The 17,197-nt window shown below is 48.5% G+C and carries 19 protein-coding genes; 9 read left to right on the forward strand and 10 right to left on the reverse strand.

Going from position 1 to position 17,197, the window contains the following annotated elements; translation table 11 throughout:
* Window positions 1-9: 9 nt before the first annotated feature.
* Entirely contained in the window at window positions 10-1,695 is a 1,686-nt protein-coding gene (gene rpsA, locus ACTHTU_RS00185; protein ID WP_440361377.1) for a 30S ribosomal protein S1, read from the reverse strand.
* 154 nt (window positions 1,696-1,849) lie between these two features.
* Window positions 1,850-2,509, reverse strand: a complete 660-nt coding sequence (gene cmk / locus ACTHTU_RS00190; RefSeq protein WP_315039251.1) for a (d)CMP kinase — start codon at window positions 2,507-2,509, stop codon at window positions 1,850-1,852.
* 216 nt (window positions 2,510-2,725) lie between these two features.
* On the opposite strand from cmk, the gene ruvB reads away from it, so the two are divergent.
* The 7 genes from ruvB (at window position 2,726) to ACTHTU_RS00225 (ending at window position 7,884) form a co-directional block, all read left to right on the forward strand.
* Window positions 2,726-3,757 (forward strand): Holliday junction branch migration DNA helicase RuvB, encoded by a 1,032-nt coding sequence (gene ruvB, locus ACTHTU_RS00195; RefSeq protein ID WP_315039249.1) that lies wholly within the window; start codon window positions 2,726-2,728, stop codon window positions 3,755-3,757.
* Window positions 3,758-3,879: 122 nt separating this feature from the next.
* Entirely contained in the window at window positions 3,880-5,787 is a 1,908-nt protein-coding gene (locus tag ACTHTU_RS00200; protein WP_440361378.1) for an ATP-binding cassette domain-containing protein, read from the forward strand.
* Window positions 5,788-5,876: 89 nt separating this feature from the next.
* Window positions 5,877-6,308 (forward strand): type II toxin-antitoxin system RatA family toxin, encoded by a 432-nt coding sequence (locus ACTHTU_RS00205; protein ID WP_003683270.1) that lies wholly within the window; start codon window positions 5,877-5,879, stop codon window positions 6,306-6,308.
* Window positions 6,301-6,573 carry an RnfH family protein gene (locus tag ACTHTU_RS00210; protein WP_070826201.1) on the forward strand — a complete coding sequence of 91 codons (273 nt, stop codon included), beginning with the start codon at window positions 6,301-6,303 and terminating at the stop codon, window positions 6,571-6,573. The genes ACTHTU_RS00205 and ACTHTU_RS00210 overlap by 8 nt, the downstream gene beginning before the upstream one ends.
* A gap of 54 nt (window positions 6,574-6,627) precedes the next feature.
* Window positions 6,628-7,206, forward strand: a complete 579-nt coding sequence (gene pth / locus ACTHTU_RS00215) for an aminoacyl-tRNA hydrolase (protein ID WP_440361379.1) — start codon at window positions 6,628-6,630, stop codon at window positions 7,204-7,206.
* A gap of 103 nt (window positions 7,207-7,309) precedes the next feature.
* Entirely contained in the window at window positions 7,310-7,519 is a 210-nt protein-coding gene (locus tag ACTHTU_RS00220; protein ID WP_315039242.1) for a dioxygenase, read from the forward strand.
* Window positions 7,516-7,884, forward strand: coding sequence for a VanZ family protein (locus ACTHTU_RS00225; protein WP_440361380.1), 369 nt, complete (start codon window positions 7,516-7,518; stop codon window positions 7,882-7,884). The genes ACTHTU_RS00220 and ACTHTU_RS00225 overlap by 4 nt, the downstream gene beginning before the upstream one ends.
* A gap of 111 nt (window positions 7,885-7,995) precedes the next feature.
* On the opposite strand, the gene ACTHTU_RS00230 is transcribed toward ACTHTU_RS00225, so the two are convergent.
* The 8 genes from ACTHTU_RS00230 to dapA all read right to left on the reverse strand — a co-directional run bounded on the left by ACTHTU_RS00230 (window position 7,996) and on the right by dapA (window position 13,985).
* The gene (locus ACTHTU_RS00230; RefSeq protein ID WP_049344773.1) at window positions 7,996-8,538 is read right to left on the reverse strand and encodes an opacity family porin; all 543 of its coding nucleotides are present in this window, start codon (window positions 8,536-8,538) and stop codon (window positions 7,996-7,998) included.
* Window positions 8,539-8,673: 135 nt separating this feature from the next.
* Entirely contained in the window at window positions 8,674-9,849 is a 1,176-nt protein-coding gene (gene hemW, locus ACTHTU_RS00235; protein ID WP_440361381.1) for a radical SAM family heme chaperone HemW, read from the reverse strand.
* 96 nt (window positions 9,850-9,945) lie between these two features.
* The gene (locus ACTHTU_RS00240) at window positions 9,946-10,308 is read right to left on the reverse strand and encodes a thioredoxin family protein (RefSeq protein ID WP_440361382.1); all 363 of its coding nucleotides are present in this window, start codon (window positions 10,306-10,308) and stop codon (window positions 9,946-9,948) included.
* Complete coding sequence (locus tag ACTHTU_RS00245) at window positions 10,289-10,867, reverse strand: hypothetical protein (RefSeq protein WP_440361383.1); 579 nt, start codon at window positions 10,865-10,867, stop codon at window positions 10,289-10,291. Before ACTHTU_RS00245 ends, ACTHTU_RS00240 begins: the two co-directional genes overlap by 20 nt.
* A gap of 75 nt (window positions 10,868-10,942) precedes the next feature.
* On the reverse strand, window positions 10,943-11,536 hold the full coding sequence (gene rdgB / locus ACTHTU_RS00250; RefSeq protein WP_377072936.1) for an RdgB/HAM1 family non-canonical purine NTP pyrophosphatase: 594 nt from the start codon (window positions 11,534-11,536) through the stop codon (window positions 10,943-10,945).
* Window positions 11,537-11,545: 9 nt separating this feature from the next.
* The gene (locus ACTHTU_RS00255) at window positions 11,546-11,776 is read right to left on the reverse strand and encodes an NGO_0222 family membrane protein (protein WP_003679018.1); all 231 of its coding nucleotides are present in this window, start codon (window positions 11,774-11,776) and stop codon (window positions 11,546-11,548) included.
* 121 nt (window positions 11,777-11,897) lie between these two features.
* Window positions 11,898-13,028 (reverse strand): outer membrane protein assembly factor BamC, encoded by a 1,131-nt coding sequence (bamC, locus tag ACTHTU_RS00260; RefSeq protein ID WP_049351545.1) that lies wholly within the window; start codon window positions 13,026-13,028, stop codon window positions 11,898-11,900.
* Between the two features lie 81 nt (window positions 13,029-13,109).
* On the reverse strand, window positions 13,110-13,985 hold the full coding sequence (gene dapA / locus ACTHTU_RS00265) for a 4-hydroxy-tetrahydrodipicolinate synthase (protein WP_004519769.1): 876 nt from the start codon (window positions 13,983-13,985) through the stop codon (window positions 13,110-13,112).
* Window positions 13,986-14,321: 336 nt separating this feature from the next.
* On the opposite strand from dapA, the gene ACTHTU_RS00270 reads away from it, so the two are divergent.
* Together ACTHTU_RS00270 and ACTHTU_RS00275 are read left to right on the forward strand one after the other, a co-directional pair.
* Window positions 14,322-15,713 carry a nucleobase:cation symporter-2 family protein gene (locus ACTHTU_RS00270; protein ID WP_440361384.1) on the forward strand — a complete coding sequence of 464 codons (1,392 nt, stop codon included), beginning with the start codon at window positions 14,322-14,324 and terminating at the stop codon, window positions 15,711-15,713.
* A gap of 116 nt (window positions 15,714-15,829) precedes the next feature.
* On the forward strand, window positions 15,830-16,972 hold the full coding sequence (locus ACTHTU_RS00275) for a THUMP domain-containing class I SAM-dependent RNA methyltransferase (RefSeq protein ID WP_440361385.1): 1,143 nt from the start codon (window positions 15,830-15,832) through the stop codon (window positions 16,970-16,972).
* Window positions 16,973-17,197: the final 225 nt, after the last annotated feature.

The following is a 17,197-nucleotide window of genomic DNA, read 5'->3' on the forward strand; positions in this document are numbered from 1 at the left end:
TCTGCAACCTTATTCTTGGTCGCCGGACAGTTTGGCTTTCAGCAAGTCGCCCAGGCTAGTAGTACCGGCATTGGCAGTTGCAGCGGCGTTAACTGAATTCAGCACTTCGCGGTTTTCTTTAGCGTCTTTCGCTTTAACAGACAGACGGATGCTGCGGTTTTTGCGGTCAACGGTAACGATAACGGCTTCAACTTCGTCGCCTTCTTTCAGTTTGGTAGTCAGGTCTTCAACGCGGTCAGCAGCGAATTCAGAAGCAGGCAGGTAGCCTTCAACTTCTTCAGACAGAGCAACTACGGCACCTTTAGCGTCAACAGATTTCACAGAACCTTTAACCAAAGAACCTTTGTCGTTTACGCTGATGAAGTTGCCGAACGGATCACCTTCCAGTTGTTTGATACCCAAAGAGATGCGTTCTTTTTCAACGTCGATTGCCAATACAACGGCTTCAACTTCTTCACCTTTTTTGTATTTGCGTACAGCTTCTTCGCCGGCTTCAGTCCAAGACAGGTCAGACAAGTGAACCAGGCCGTCGATACCGCCAGGCAGACCTACGAATACGCCGAAGTCAGTGATAGATTTAACTGCGCCGGAGATTTTGTCGCCTTTGTTGTGGTTGGCGGCAAATTCTTCCCAAGGGTTAGCTTGGCATTGTTTCATACCCAAAGAGATACGGCGGCGGTCTTCGTCGATTTCCAGGATCATTACTTCAACTTCGTCACCCAGTTGAACAACTTTGCTTGGGTGTACGTTTTTGTTGGTCCAATCCATTTCGGAAACGTGTACCAAACCTTCGATGCCTTGTTCGATTTCAACGAACGCACCGTAGTCGGTCAGGTTGGATACTTTACCGAACAGGCGGGTACCTTGTGGGTAACGACGGGTCAGGCCGCTCCAAGGATCTTCACCCAATTGTTTCATACCCAGAGAAACACGTTGTTTGTCTTGGTCGAATTTCAGGACTTTGGCTTCAACTTCTTGACCGACTTCCAGAACTTCGCTCGGGTGTTTCACACGGCGCCATGCCAAGTCGGTGATGTGCAACAGACCGTCGATACCGCCCAAGTCAACGAACGCACCGTAGTCGGTGATATTTTTAACGATACCTTTGATGATAGAGCCTTCTTGCAGGTTTTCCAGTAGGGCTTTGCGCTCTTCACCCAAAGTAGCTTCCAGAACGGCGCGGCGGGAAACCACGACGTTGTTGCGTTTTTTGTCCAGTTTGATGACTTTGAATTCGATTTCTTTGCCTTCAAAGTGGGAAGTGTCTTTAACGGGACGTACGTCAACCAAAGAACCCGGCAGGAATGCGCGGATGCTGTTGATCATAACAGTCAGACCACCTTTGACTTTGCCATTGATAACGCCGGACAGGATGTCGCCGTTTTCCATAGCTTCTTCCAAAGCGATCCAGTCGGCAGCGCGTTTGGCTTTTTCGCGGGACAGTTTGGTTTCGCCGAAGCCGTTTTCAACAGATTCGATGGTAACGGTAACGAAATCGCCAACTTTAACTTCAATCTCGCCCTGAGCGTTTTTGAATTCAGCAACATCAATCAGAGATTCTGATTTCAGACCTGCGTTAACGGTAACGAAGTTTTGATCGATGCCGACTACTTCGGCAGTAATCACTTCACCTGGGTTCATCTCTTGCAGGGTAAAGCTTTCTTCCAGCAGCTGGGCAAAATTTTCCATAGTCATATATACTCTTTTCGGTACACCGCCAAGGGGTGCGGGTTAGGTTTGAAATGACCTGCCGTCCTTGGCGCGGCAGGTTGGGAAATGTTTTCAGACGGCCTTGTTATAGGGTTAACAGGCCGTCTGAAATGAAAACTTCGCGATTATACTCCAAATTTTAAACTTTATGATACCAATCAAGCACTTTTTTTACAGCTTCTTCGATAGAAAGGTTATCAGTATCTAAAAGCTGGGCGTCGGGCAGCTGTTTCAACGGAGCAACAGGGCGGCGGCGGTCTGCTTCATCACGCGCTTCAATGTCTGACAGAATGCGCTCGAATGCAATGCCTTCGCATGGGATACCGAGTTGTTTGGCACGACGTTGGGCGCGGACATTGGCACTTGCGGTCAGGAAAATTTTTAATGCGGCATCAGGGAAAATAACCGAGCCGATATCACGACCGTCGGCGACCAAACCTTTTTCGGTTAAGAAATCGCGTTGGCGCTGCAAAAGGGCGGTACGCACTTTAGGCAACTGCGCGACGGCAGATGCGCCCATGCCGATCGCTTCGGTACGGATTTGCTCGGATACATCTTCGCCATTCAATAATACGGCGCTGCCTTCAAATTGTGCGGGCAAGGTTTCTGCCAGTGTGCTGACGGCATCTTCATCTGTCCAGGCAACATTTTGTTTTTGTGCGTAAAGCGCGGTCAGGCGGTAAAGCGCACCGGAGTCGAGGTAAAGAAAACCCAAGGCTTCGGCTACGCGTGAGGCAACCGTCCCTTTGCCGGATGCGCTGGGGCCGTCGATGGCGATGACTTTTTGCTTGAGGCTCATGTGTTCTCCTGAATGCGATAGGTATTTGAATTAACCGTTTATTATACGTTGCTTTGGTCGTCTGAAAACGAAAATTTTCGTGGGATTTAGATTTGAGGGAAAAGCGGCTCGGCCTTATCGGGTATAATGGCCAAAATCATAATTTAACCGCTTTATCTGATTGTTCGGGCCGTCTGAAATAACGGGTCGGGAACGGTCTTAGAATTTAGAAACATTATGTTACAAACCGATAATCTTACTTCTGCACAACCTCAGCGCATTATCACTGCTCAAAATATTTCCGCTCAGGAAGAGTTGCTTGAACGCGCTTTACGTCCGAAAACTTTAGACGACTATATCGGGCAGGATAAAGCCAAAGAGCAGTTGGCCATTTTTATTCAGGCGGCGAAAAAACGTGGCGAAGCGCTTGACCACACTTTGCTGTTTGGCCCTCCGGGTTTGGGCAAAACTACTTTGGCACACATTATTGCCAAAGAGTTAGGCGTTAATTTGCGCCAAACCAGCGGCCCGGTTTTGGAACGTGCCGGCGACCTTGCAGCCTTGTTGACCAACCTCGAGCCGCATGATGTGCTGTTTATCGATGAAATCCACCGCTTAAGCCCCGTGGTTGAAGAAATCCTTTATCCTGCGCTGGAGGATTATCAGTTGGACATCATGATAGGAGAGGGGCCGGCCGCGCGTTCGGTCAAAATCGATTTGCCGCCGTTTACATTGGTAGGCGCGACGACCCGCGCCGGCATGCTGACCAACCCTTTGCGCGACCGTTTCGGTATCGTGTCCCGATTGGAGTTTTATCAAAACAAAGACTTAGCAACTATTGTTGCCCGTTCTGCCCAGTTGTTGCAGTTAGATATGGGTGAAGAGGGCGCGATAGAAGTGGCCAAGCGCAGTCGCGGTACGCCGCGTATTGCCAACCGTCTTTTGCGACGTGTGCGTGATTATGCCGATGTGAAAAATAACGGCGTGATTGATGCGGAAATTGCCGATGCTGCCTTAAGCATGCTGGATGTGGACGGGCAAGGTTTGGATGTGATGGACAGGAAATTCCTTGAGGCGATTTTGCACAAGTTCAGCGGCGGTCCTGTCGGTTTGGAAAACGTGGCTGCTGCGATTGGCGAATCAACCGATACCATCGAAGATGTGATTGAACCATATCTGATTCAGCAGGGCTTTTTGCAACGTACACCGCGTGGACGCGTAGCAACCGAACGAGCCTATCTACATTTCGGTTTGAAGGTTCAAGAATAATAATGAAGGCCGTCTGAAAACCGCTTTCAGACGGCCTGATACTTTCAATTTCATATGATTGTCGGCAAATATCTGCCGATAATCGGTTAAAATGTCCCCCTTTTCTTTTTTGAAGTTTCCCCATGAATATCTTATCCGTAGAAAATGCTTCTTTTGCTGTCGGCCACGTCGCCTTGCTCGATAAAACTTCTTTTCAACTCGACAGCGGCGAGAAAATCGGTTTAATCGGCCGTAACGGTGCGGGTAAGTCTTCGTTTTTAAAAATCCTTGCAGGCGTACAAAAGCTCGATGACGGGCAGATTATTGTTCAAAACAATCTTAAAATCGTTTATGTGCCGCAGGAATCTTTTTTTGATAAGGAAGCAACCGTATTTGATACCGTTGCCGAAGGATTGGGAGAAATTCGTAATTTATTGCGCCGTTATCATCATGTCAGCCATGAGTTGGAAAATGGTTCGAGTGAGGCTTTATTGAAAGAACTCAACGAATTACAACTCGAAATTGAAGCGAAGGACGGCTGGAAGCTGGATGCGGCAGTCAAGCAGACTTTGGGGGAACTCGGTTTGCCGGAAAACGAAAAAATCGGCAACCTTTCCGGCGGTCAGAAAAAGCGTGTCGCTTTGGCGCAGGCTTGGGTGCAAAAGCCCGACGTATTGCTGCTGGACGAGCCGACCAACCATTTGGACATTGATGCGATTATCTGGCTGGAAAACCTGCTCAAAGCGTTTGAAGGCAGCTTGGTCGTGATTACCCACGACCGCCGTTTTTTGGATAATATCGCCACGCGCATCGTCGAACTCGACCGCGGCATTCTGCGCTCCTATCCCGGATCGTTCTCCAAATATAGCGAGAAAAAAGCGCAAGAGTTGGCGGTTGAGGCGGAACACAACCGCCTCTTCGACAAATTCCACGCGCAGGAAGAAGCGTGGATACGCAAAGGCATCGAAGCGCGCCGTACCCGTAATGAAGGCCGCGTGCGCCGTTTGGAAGAACTGCGCCGCCAGCGCGCCGAACGTCGCAACGTGCAGGGACAGGTCAACTTTAAGCTCGACAGCGGTGAGAAAAGCGGCAAAATCATCGCCGAATTGGAACACGCTTCGTTTGCCTATGGCGACAAAGTTATCATGGACAAATTCTCCGCCATTTTGCAACGCGGTGACAAAATCGGCTTAATCGGTCCAAACGGCATCGGTAAAACCACCTTCCTTAAGCTGATTTTAGGCGAATTGCAGCCGACCTACGGCAGAATCCGCATCGGCAGTAAACAGGAAGTTGCCTATTTCGACCAGTTCCGCAGCGCCTTGAATGAAAATGATACTGTGTTTTACACGCTCGGACAGGGCAACGATTACGTTGAAGTCGGCGGCAAGAAAAAGCATGTGATGAGCTATTTAGAAGATTTCCTGTTCCATCCAGCCCGCGCACAAAGTCCTGTTTCATCGCTCTCCGGCGGCGAACGCAATCGCCTCCTGTTGGCAAAACTCTTTACCCGTCCTGCCAATATTTTGGTCTTGGACGAACCGACCAATGACTTGGATATCGACACCCAAGAGCTGCTTGAAGACTTGCTGCGTGATTACCAAGGCACGGTATTCCTTGTCTCGCATGACCGTATGTTCTTGGATAATGTGATTACTCAAAGCATTGTTTTCGAAGGACAAGGCCGTCTGAAAGAATACATTGGCGGCTATCAGGACTATATCGACGCAAAATCGCGGGAAGAGAAAATTCAGACGGCCTCTGCGCCCAAAGCGGTTGCCGAGCCTGAGAAAGTCAAACCCAAAGCCAACCGCACGGTCAAACTTTCCTATAAAGAACAGCGCGAACTCGATACCCTGCCTGACGAAATCGCCGCTTTGGAAACCGAGCAGGCTGAAATCAATACCCAGCTTTCCGATCCTGAAATTTTCAAAGATTACGAAAAAGCAGGCGCATTGCAAAGCAGGGCGGAAGAAATCGAGATGTCGCTTTTGGAAAAGCTGGAACGCTGGGAATGGCTGGAAGCGAAACAAAATGGAGAAGCGGTTTAAATTGGGAATTTTGTCCCAAAGTAGGGCGGATATTTTTCTAAATCATGCCGTCTGAACCCCGAATATTCAAAAACAAGGTCTACAACCACATGAAAAAAGTCGAGAAAAACGTATTGGTGCTGCATAGCGCTAAGGAAATGTTTGAGCTGGTGGACAAAGTTGAGGACTATCCAAAATTTTTGCCGTGGTACAGCAAGACCGAAGTCATCGAACGCAAAGGCAATGAGCTAAAAGCGCGCCTGTTTATGGACTATATGCGCGTCAAGCAGTCGTTTGCGACACACAACCACAATATCCCAGGGCAGGAAATCCGCATGGATTTGCTCGAAGGACCATTTAAAACCCTGCGCGGCACTTGGAAATTTATCGACTTGGGCGATGATATGTGCAAAGTCGAATTCAGATTAGAATACGATTTCTCCAATGCCGTACTCTCTGCCATGATTTCCCCGGTATTCGGCCATCTCGCCGGTACATTGGTGGATGCTTTTATTAAAGAGGCCGACCGCCGCTATGCTTGAGATTGAAATTGTTTACGGACTGGCCGATAGGCAAGTGTTGAAGAACATGACCGTTGCCGAAGGGACAACCGTACGCGAAGCCGCCCTGCAAAGCGGTTTGGAGGTAGAGTTCCCAGAGTTGGATTTGCAGCAAGCGCCTTTGGGTATTTTCGGCAAGGCAGTGAAAGACGAGACAGCGTTGCGCAATGGCGATCGGATTGAGGTTTATCGTCCATTGTTGATTGATCCGAAAGAAGCGAGACGTAAACGCGCAGGGCAAGAATAAATCGAAGGCCGTCTGAAACTTTTTCAGACGGCCTGTCAAACTGAAAGAACAGTAATGAGCTTGAAAATTAAATTAATCGTCGGTTTGGGTAATCCAGGCCAAGAATACGAACAAACGCGCCACAATGTCGGCTTTTGGCTGTTGGATGAGCTGGCGTGGAAATGGAAAGTCAATTTAAAAGACGAAAAGAAATTTTACGGTGAAGTAGCGCGCGCCACTACGCCTGATGGCGATGTTTGGCTGCTCAAACCCATGACCTTTATGAACCGTTCCGGTCAGGCTGTTGCCGCTTTGGCTCAGTTTTACAAAATCAAGCCGGAGGAAATCTTGGTGGTTCATGACGAGCTGGATATTCCATGCGGTCGTATCAAATTCAAACTTGGCGGCGGCAACGGTGGACACAATGGTCTCAAAGACATTCAGGCTCGTTTAGGTACGCCTAATTTCTACCGCCTGCGCTTGGGTATTGATCATCCGGGCGACCGTAATCTGGTTGTCGGTTATGTGTTGAATAAACCGTCGGCAGAACACAGACAACAAATTGATGACTCCATCGCCAAATCTCTGCAAGGATTGCCGGCCGTGTTGAATGGCGAATGGGAAGAGGCAACACGTTTTTTACACAGTAAGTAAGCGTACCCGAATCAAACGGGCAACCTTGTACATCATGTTCAGACGGCCTGAAAACAGACGGCGCAGTCTGGCTAGCGATAAACCAATCGAAGAAACAGTAAATATGAACGAACTGACCAGCCTTATGCAGACCGAACCCCCGGGCATTGTTGGCGAAACATTAGACTTCTGCCTTTACGAATGCAGTATTGAAGATGCCCCGGATGCAGAAGAAGTGGCACAATGGCGTGATATTTTGAAGGCGCGGGGTGGGAAATTTGTCCGCTTGGCAGATATCTGCCAAACATGGCTGGATGAAGAGGCCGACAAATGAAAGCCTTACCATTAAACAAATTCACTGCCGCTGCCTTTATCTGGTTTGCCGCCGCCATTTATGCCTTACTTTTCAAAGAGGGCGGCAATAGCGCTCCACCATTTCCCCATTTTGATAAAGTTGGCCATTTCGGACTGTTTTTCGGACAGGCATGGCTGTGCGCAAAAATATTTATTCAAGACAATAGGAATATTCCCCATAAAGGCATTCTGTTTGCCGCTTTATTGTTTGCAATAGGAAGCGAGCTGGCTCAGGCATTTCTGACTACTACGCGCCAGGGTTCGATCGCGGACGGCATTGCCGATATGGCAGGTACGGCTGCGGCGCTGTGGTTTGCATCAAAAGTAAAAGCAGCAAAAAGTTAGACATATTTAAACAACTTAAAGGCCGTCTAAAATCCTGAGAAACAGGTTTCAGACGGCCTTTTGTTACTTGATGCATGAAGCAATCGTTACTTCATGCCAAGTATTTAAATATTAGAATTTTACGCGTACACCGGCAGATACTTCGTGGGAATGGAGCTTAACGTTATTGATCTTGCTCCAGTGGTTATAGCGATAGCCTGCATCCAGTGCTACATTTTGAGTTACATCGTAACTTACACCAGCCATTGCACCTACGCCAATTTTAGTATCCTTACGTTCAGCTGTTTGTTCGGCTGTTTGATATTTATGAGTAGAGTGGTTAAGACCCAGGCGAACACCTACATAAGGTTTTACAGGAGCTTGCAGGTCAAAATCATAAATAGCAGATACACCGGCACTGTGATATTTAGCCTCAGCATATACCGAAGGTACATTAATCTTTGCAGATTTATAATGCGTATAGTCGGCAGCAACACGGAAATCGCCGAAATCGTAGCCTGCAGAAATACGAGGGCTAAAGCCTTTAATTGATGCGCCACCCAGTTTTACAGTAGCATGACCAGCATCAGCCTGAACATAAAAACCTTTGGTTTCATCAGCCAATGCAAATGCAGGCAGGGAAAGAGCAATCAGTGTTACCAGAACTTTTTTCATTGTTTTGTCCTTAATGTAGGATTAGGAGTAGTGGATAATCGCCGGGATTGTTCATTCCCAACAATTATTCTGATTGTATTTTCTTGTGGAAAATTAAGCAAATCTAAAAATGTGTCAGCTGTTGTAAAATCGCACTTATAAAAAACACTGTAACAAATCGTTTAAGAACAAACAGCCTTGTTCGGTCGGGCGGAACACGGTCGGGTCTGATTCAAGCAGGTCTTTTTGTCTGGCGGTTTCGATTTGTGCCATGATTTTTGCAGTGGGTACGCCGGTACGTTCCTGCAACATTGCGGCAGGTACGCCGTCGGTCAGGCGCAGGGCGTTCATCATGAATTCGAATGGAAGGTCTTCGGCGGCAATGGTTTTTCGTTCAACTGCTTCATGCGGATTGCTCTGCATGGCGGCAAGATAGTCGTTGGGATGACGACGGCGGACGGTGCGTTCGATATGGTCAGGATAGGAGATTTTGCCGTGTGCGCCCGCACCTATACCCAAGTAATCGCCGAACTGCCAATAGTTCAAATTATGGCGGCACTGCATACCAGGTTTTGCAAAAGCCGATGTTTCGTAGTGAATAAAGCCTGCGCCTTCCAATGCACCGTGTACGGCATCTTCAATATCCAATGCTGCTTCATCTTGCGGCAATCCTTTGGGCGGCGTATGACCGAAAGGCGTGTTCGGTTCCATTGTCAGATGATATGCGCTGATATGCGATACGCCTGTTGCGATAGCGGTTTGCACATCGTTTAAGGCCGTCTGAACCGTTTGGTTTGGCAGGGCATACATCAAATCAATATTGACTTTATCAAATAATTTCAATGCAGTATCAATAGCTGTCAGGGCTTCTTTGCCATTGTGAACGCGTCCCAATCGAGCAAGCATATCGTCGTTAAAACTCTGCACGCCAATAGACAGGCGCGTAATGCCTGCGTCTTTAAATCCTTGAAACTTCTCAATTTCAAATGTGCCCGGGTTCGCTTCTAAAGTAATTTCCGCTTCAGGTTGTAAGCGTAACAGCGAACGCACGCCGCTTAACAAACGGTCAATTGATTCCGCTTGAAACAGGCTGGGTGTGCCGCCACCGAAAAATATGGTTTCCACCGGTCTGCCCCAAATATTGGGCAATTCAAGTTGCAAGTCGGTTAATAGGGCATCGATATAGGCTTCTTCCGGCAGGCCGTTTTTCAGGCTGTGTGAATTAAAGTCGCAATACGGGCATTTTTTGATGCACCATGGAATGTGGATATAGAGTGATAAAGGAGGCAGGGCGGTTAGCTGGCCGGGGCGTTGGAAAGTGATTTTGGTCATGGTATGTGTTGAGGCTTAAGGCCGTCTGAAATTTTTAGGTCGTTATTTTAACTGAAATGTAGGCTGGGAAAGTAATCAGTAGGAAATATGCGAAGTCTAAGCGCTCAAAAAAGCTTCAATTTCTTCTTCTGATAATTTGGAATTGCAGACGAATTTTATTTTGCCTTGTGAGATTTTGAGTAGAGCGGGAACAGTTTGGATGCCGTGTTGTTCACGAAAAGTTTTTAAAGCTGCTTTGTTGCTGCTGTCGGTAAAGCGGATGGTAAGCTGCTTGTTTAAGGAAACGGTAGACAGTTTTGCAACAAAACGGCGACAGTATGAACAGCTTGGTTTGCCTAAAAAGACGATAGCAGTTTCTTGACTGTCGATGAGTTGCAGAAGTTCGTCAGGTATGGTTGGGATAAAGGCAGCGACGTGTTTTGCAAAGGCTGCCAATTCTTCAGGTGAGGGTTTGGGCATGGGAATGAATGTGAGGTAGGCCGTCTGAAGGTTTCAGACGGCCTGTTGTTAAAGTCTTTTGCGTATCCAAGACGAGAGTTTTGGTGCGCCGAATAGCAGGAAAATGCCGATAAAAAGCTGCGCGATGTTGGCAAGTATACCGGCTTGGTTTTGTGCGCCGAGGTCCGCCCAAACGGATGTATGTGTGTCGATAGCAATAGACTGTACAAAAAGATAGAGAGAGAACTGGTAAATTAGGTCGGGGATAGCTTGGAAAAACAGTATATATGCCTATTAATACAATACCGGTCGTCAGCCATGGTGCAGGGTGTTTTGGGGCTTCCTGTACGGTTTGCAGATGTTCGGGCAACAGGCGGTTGGCAATGGTGGCAGGGAAACACCATAGCAGCAGCCATGCAATTAAATACAAGCCGTAGAGCATCAGTACGGATGAGATTTGTTTACTGTCATACATGCTTTCTGTCTGTACGAATATGGTCGCGATGCTGCCAAGCGTTTGTACGATACCGATTAAAACGACCAAGCGGATGGCGACAATCAAGATTTGCTTAGGGGACATGGATTTCTTTTATTATTTATTGGATTTGGAACATCTAAAAAAACGTTTCAGGTTTTCAGACGGCCTGTTATCGATTTATAAGGATTCAATTTTTCTTAACAATTCACGCAATGCTTGGGCGCGGTGGCTTTCGGCATTTTTGATTTCAGGGTCAAGCTCGGCGGCGGTGCAGCCGTGTTCGGCAAGATAGAAATGCGGGTCGTAGCCGAAGCCGTTTGTACCGGCTGCCTCGGTCTGCCATTGTCCGCGCCAGATGCCTTCTGCGATGATGGGTTGCGGGTCGTTTTCGTGGCGGACGAGTACGAGTACGCAGACGTAGTAGCAGCTTTTGTCGTCTTTATCGGCAAGATCGGCAGAGAGTTTGGCGTTGTTTGCGGCATCGGATTTGGGGTTTTCGCCTGCATAACGTGCGGAGAAAATACCGGGTGCGCCGTTTAAGGCGTTGGTGCAGATGCCGGAGTCGTCGGCAAGTGCCGGTAAGCCGCTGTATTGGGCGGCATGACGTGCTTTAGCCAGGGCATTTTCAATAAAGGTATGGTACGGCTCGGGACATTCGGGCGTATTGAACTGCGATTGCGGCAGGACTTCGATGTTTAAGTCGGCAAAGAGGCGGGAAAATTCTTTGAGTTTGCCTGCGTTGCCACTGGCAAGGACGATTTTTTCAAACATGGTTTTTCCTTAATGGTTTTCGGTTTGCTGCATACGAGCCATTTGTGCGCGTGCTTTGTGGCGGATGTAAAGGGCAAGGCTGCCGATTTGGGCAAAAACGGCTGCAAAGGCAAACAGAAAGGCGGCAACGGCAAATTGTTTGCTGTGAATGCTCAGAAGATAAGCGCCCAACAGAATCAGTACGATAAACATCAGGGTAAACAGGGCGGTCAGGAGCAGATAGGCTTTTTGTCGGGTCATGGCAGCTTGGGGGAGGGGGAAAATGTTCTGATTATAACGTCAGATTGGGAATTTGAAACCATGCCGGATTCGTTAAAAAGGCCGTCTGAATATTTCAGACGGCCTTAAGTCGAATAACGGATTAACGCAATTCTGTGTGCAGGCGGCTCAGCAATGTGGAGGCATCGCTGCCTTTGTATGGGCTGCCGTCTTTATTCAACAGATGGAGGCGTGCGCCATTGTTGATAGGCTCAACATAGACGATGATTTCAGGATATGTTTTTGGCGCTTCTGCTTTGCCTTTGCCAAATACGCGTTTGAACAGGCCCGGTTTTTTATTGGCAACTGCTTCACCTTCGGTTGGCGCTTGTTGAACCAAGAAGGCGCGGCGTTCGGCATTTTGACCGATAACAGTCAGGCCGATGCGGTCAAGCGCAAGGGCGGTACGGCGCCAGTTGCGGCCGTAATCGCCTGCCAGCAACAGAGTGCCGTTGTCCACACGGGCCAATTCAGAAGCATTGCTGCGGGCGGCAACGCTTTGGGTCAGAGCCTGTTCGGCTTGCTGACCGTCAACGCCTAAGTATTGCATAAAGCGGGCGAGGAATGCGGCTTCGAGGTTAGGGTCGTTTTCACCCGGCTGCCACATCGTAGTGTCTTTTTTACGGTCGGCATAAACTTCTTTCATGCCTTTGTGGGCGAAGAAGATGTCGGTCGAACCGTTTTTACCTTGTTCGATGCGGATGATGAACTTGTCGCGTTCGCTGGTAGAGTAGATGCCGCCCAAGCCGACTTTATCCAACAGGCGGCGCAGGCTGTCTTGAGGGATCTTGGCTCGGTTTTCAGCCCACTCGGTTTCCATTTGGCCGATGGCCGGTTCTTCAGATTTGATGTCGAAACCGTTTTCTTGCCAGAACACTTTCAGCAACGGCCAAATTTCGCGAGGCGATTTGCCATCGACAACCAACCAGCGCTGGTTGCCGTCACGCTCAAGGCGTACGCCTTTAACGGATTTCAAAACTTCTGCATTGGCAGGTTGTTGTACGGCTTGAGTGCGGCGTTTGTTGAAGTCGCTGGCACGGACGGCGCCGCTGCCTGCCGGTAATTGATAGAGGTTGCCTTGGTCTGGGTTGTTCAAATCAGGTGGTACTTCCAGTTTGACCAAGCGGTGTGATTGACTTTGATAGTCGAGTTTGGGTTGTTCTTTTTTGCTGCCGGAACAGGCAGTCATGCTAATCAGGGCGAGGGCTACTACGATGGGTTTGATATAGGTCATCTTGTTTTCCTGTGGATGAAGTTCTTAACAGGGAGGCCGTCTGAAAAGGGTGTTTGGGATTCAGACGGCCTTATTTCCGGATCAGATTTGTCCTGATTTTTCCAGAGCGGCTCGGACTTTGGCTTGACCGGCTTCGGTCAGTGCTACCAAAGGCAGACGAACATGGGGTTCGCATTTGCCCAATAAGCTCAGGCCCCATTTGGGCGCGGCCGGGCTGGGCTCGCAGAACATGGTGTTATAAATTGGGATAAGTTGCTCGTTTAGACGACGGGCGGTCGCAATATCGCCCTCAAGGGCGGCTCGGCACATGTCGGCAAAGAGTTTCGGTGCAACGTTGGCTGCGACGGTTACCACGCCGTGGCCGCCACACAGCATGAAAGGCAGGCCGGTAGGATCGTCACCGGAGAATACGGCAAAACCTTCAGGAACGCTGTTGATCAATTCGATGTTGTTGCCGATATTGCCGCTGGCTTCTTTCACGCCGACGATATTCGGAATCTCGGCCAAACGCAAAATAGTGTCGTTGCTCATGCTGACGACGGTACGGCCGGGAACATTATAAATAACCATCGGAATCGAAGTGGCTTCGGCGATGGCTTTGAAATGTTGGTAAATGCCTTCTTGCGAAGGTTTGTTGTAGTAGGGAACAACAGATAAGGTGTAGTCCGCACCGGCTTGCTCGGCGGCTTTGGAAAGGGCGATGGCTTCGACAGTATTGTTGGCGCCTGTGCCGGCGATAACGGGAACTCGCTTGTTGACGTGTTTGACAGTGGCTTCAATAACGGCCAAATGTTCTTCGACAGGCAGGGTGGCTGACTCGCCGGTGGTGCCGACTGCAACGATACCGTCGGTGCCGTTTTCAATGTGCCAGTCAATTAAGTCATGAAGTTGTTCGTAGTTGATGCTGCCGTCTTGATTCATCGGAGTAATCAGGGCAACCAGACTGCCTTTTAACATACGGAAACCTTTAATTTTATGGTGTGGGTGAATTATGCAGTGGATTGTAGCTTACTTTGTTGTTTGTGTGAAACATATCCGCTATGAGGCTTTGCAGTTTGATGGTGACTTGTCATTATCTTAATGAATAATACATTTTTAAATCATTGGTTTGTTTGTTTTGAGATGGAAAAATGATGTCAAGAATTAAAATGTGTTAAGGCGGTTTGAGGCCGTCTGAAAACGGCTGGGCGGAACTTTCAGACGGCCTGATGGTTTTGAATTTGCTGATACATTTCAAATTGGTTAAAATACGCATCTTAATATTTTTTAACGATTCTTGAGAGAAGGTTCAACATGGCCGGAATGACTGAAAAACAAGCGGAACCGCTTGATTTGGTTTATGGTTTGGAAGATAAGCCGCCGTTTGGGAATGCGTTGTTGAGTGCGGTTACGCACCTTCTAGCGATTTTTGTTCCGATGATTACTCCGGCACTGATTGTCGGTGGGGCATTGGAGCTGCCGGTTGAAATGACGGCTTATTTGGTGTCGATGGCGATGGTGGCTTCCGGTGTCGGTACTTATTTGCAGGTCAACCGTTTTGGGCCGGTCGGTTCGGGTATGTTGTCGATTCAGTCGGTCAACTTCTCTTTTGTTACCGTGATGATTGCGCTCGGTACCGGTATGAAAGAGGGTGGCTTGACTGAAGATGTGATGATTTCAACGCTCTTGGGCGTGTCCTTTGTCGGCGCGTTTTTGGTGTGCTTCTCCGCTTGGCTTTTGCCTTATCTGAAAAAAGTGATTACGCCAACTGTAAGCGGCGTGGTCGTCATGTTGATCGGTTTGAGCTTGGTACATGTCGGCATTACCGATTTCGGCGGCGGCTTCGGTGCGAAAGCAGACGGCACGTTCGGCTCGATGGAAAACTTAGGTCTGGCATCGATGGTGTTGCTGATTGTATTGGTTTTCAACTGCTTGAAAAATCCATTGCTGCGTATGAGCGGCATCGCGGTGGGTTTGATTGTCGGTTATATTGTTGCGCTGTTTTTGGGCAAAGTAGATTTTTCTGCCCTGCAAAACTTGCCGCTGATTACCCTGCCTGTTCCGTTTAAATATGGTTTTGCATTTGATTGGCACGCGTTTATCGTTGCCGGTGCGATTTTCCTGTTGAGCGTATTTGAAGCAGTAGGTGATTTGACGGCGACTGCGATGGTTTCCGAGCAGCCGATTGAGGGTGAGGAATACACCAAACGTCTGCGCGGTGGTGTATTGGCAGATGGTTTAGTGTCTGTGATTGCGACTGCGTTGGGCTCTTTGCCTTTGACCACTTTTGCGCAAAACAACGGCGTGATTCAAATGACCGGCGTGGCTTCGCGCCATGTGGGCAAATATATTGCAGCGATTTTGGTATTGTTGGGTTTGTTCCCTGTTATCGGCCGCGCGTTTACCACGATTCCGAGTCCGGTTTTGGGTGGTGCGATGGTATTGATGTTTGGCCTGATTGCGATTGCAGGCGTGCGAATTTTGGTCAGCCACGGTATTCGCCGTCGTGAAGCAGTTATCGCGGCGACTTCTGTCGGTTTGGGTTTGGGTGTGGCGTTTGAGCCGGAAGTGTTCAAAAACCTGCCGGTATTGTTCCAAAACTCAATTTCTGCCGGCGGTATTATGGCGGTATTGTTGAACTTGGTTTTGCCGGAAGACAAAACCGATAAAGCGGTTAAGGTTGAAACCGACAGTTTGGATCACTAAGCAAGCTTTATTCAAAGGCCGTCTGAAGTTTCAGACGGCCTTTTGGTTTTCGGCTATAATATTGTTTTTATTTGTTATCCGAGTGGTTCGGATAGCTCTACCCGGAAAGGTTTTATATGACGGTTTATTCACTTTTTATCACTTGTCCTCGCGGTTTGGAAGCGCCTTTGACGCAGGAACTCGAAAACATGGCATGTCAGGATATCCGCGCTGTTGACGGCGGTGTGGCATGTAAAGGCACAATGGAACAGGTGTATCGTATCAACCTGCATTCGCGCGTTGCCAGCCGTGTTTTGCTGCGTTTGACCAAAGGCGGTTATCGCAACGAACACGATATCTACAAACTCGCACGAAATCTGCATTGGACAGGTTGGTTTAAGCTGGAGCAGACCTTTAAAGTCAAAGTCGAAGGCAAGCGCGCCAATGTGAAAAGCTTGGATTTTGTCGGTTTGAAAATCAAAGATGCCGTCTGCGATGCCTTCCGCGATATTTATGATGCGCGTCCGAGCGTGGGCAAAATCAACCCCGATATCCGCATTCATGCCTTTATCGATGAGCGCAATGTGGAAATCTTTATCGATACTTCCGGCGAAGCACTCTTCAAACGCGGCTATCGTCAGGATACCGGCGAAGCGCCATTGAGAGAGAATTTGGCAGCAGGTTTGCTGCTTTTGGCAGGCTATGACGGTACGCAACCTTTCCAAGACCCGTTTTGCGGCAGCGGTACGATTGCCATTGAGGCTGCATGGATTGCAGCACACCGTGCGCCGGGCTTGATGCGCCGTTTCGGTTTTGAAAAACTGCAAAACTTCGACAAAGAAAAATGGCAAGCCTTGCGCCGTGAAGCTGAAAAACAAATCAAACCGGCCGCCGCGCCCATTTCCGGCAGCGACAACGACCGTTATATGATCCGTGCCGCATTGGCCAATGCCCAAGTCGCCGAAGTGGATAATTTCATCCGCTTTGACGTGCAAGATGCGCAAGCCGCGCGGCCAAACGGCGAACACGGCATTATGATTTCCAATCCGCCTTATGGAGTGCGCCTTGCCGAAATTCAGGCTTTACAGGCGCTTTATCCGCAACTGGGCACATGGTTGAAACAGCATTACGCAGGCTGGCTTGCCGGAATGTTGACCGGCGATCGCGATATGCCGAAATTTATGCGCCTTTCTCCGAAGCGTAAAATTCCGCTGTTTAATGGTAACTTGGATTGCCGATTGTTTTTGATGGATATGGTTAAAGGCTCGAATCGGGGCTAAAACCTGAAATTGAGGCCGTCTGAAAGATGATTTCAGACGGCCTTTTTTGATTTGTTAAAACTGTCTTTGTTATAACGGAGTTTGCTTTTCTTTTTTTAATTACAGGCTGTCTGAATCGTGTTCAGACGGCCTTTTTATTGGCTTAAAACTACTATTTTATAGTAATAGACAATCAGATAAATAATAAAAATCTATTGTATGGGTAAAATACATTGTTAAATAAAA

This window comes from Neisseria sp. P0020.S005, from assembly GCF_051957055.1.
GTDB lineage: Bacteria > Pseudomonadota > Gammaproteobacteria > Burkholderiales > Neisseriaceae > Neisseria > Neisseria subflava_A.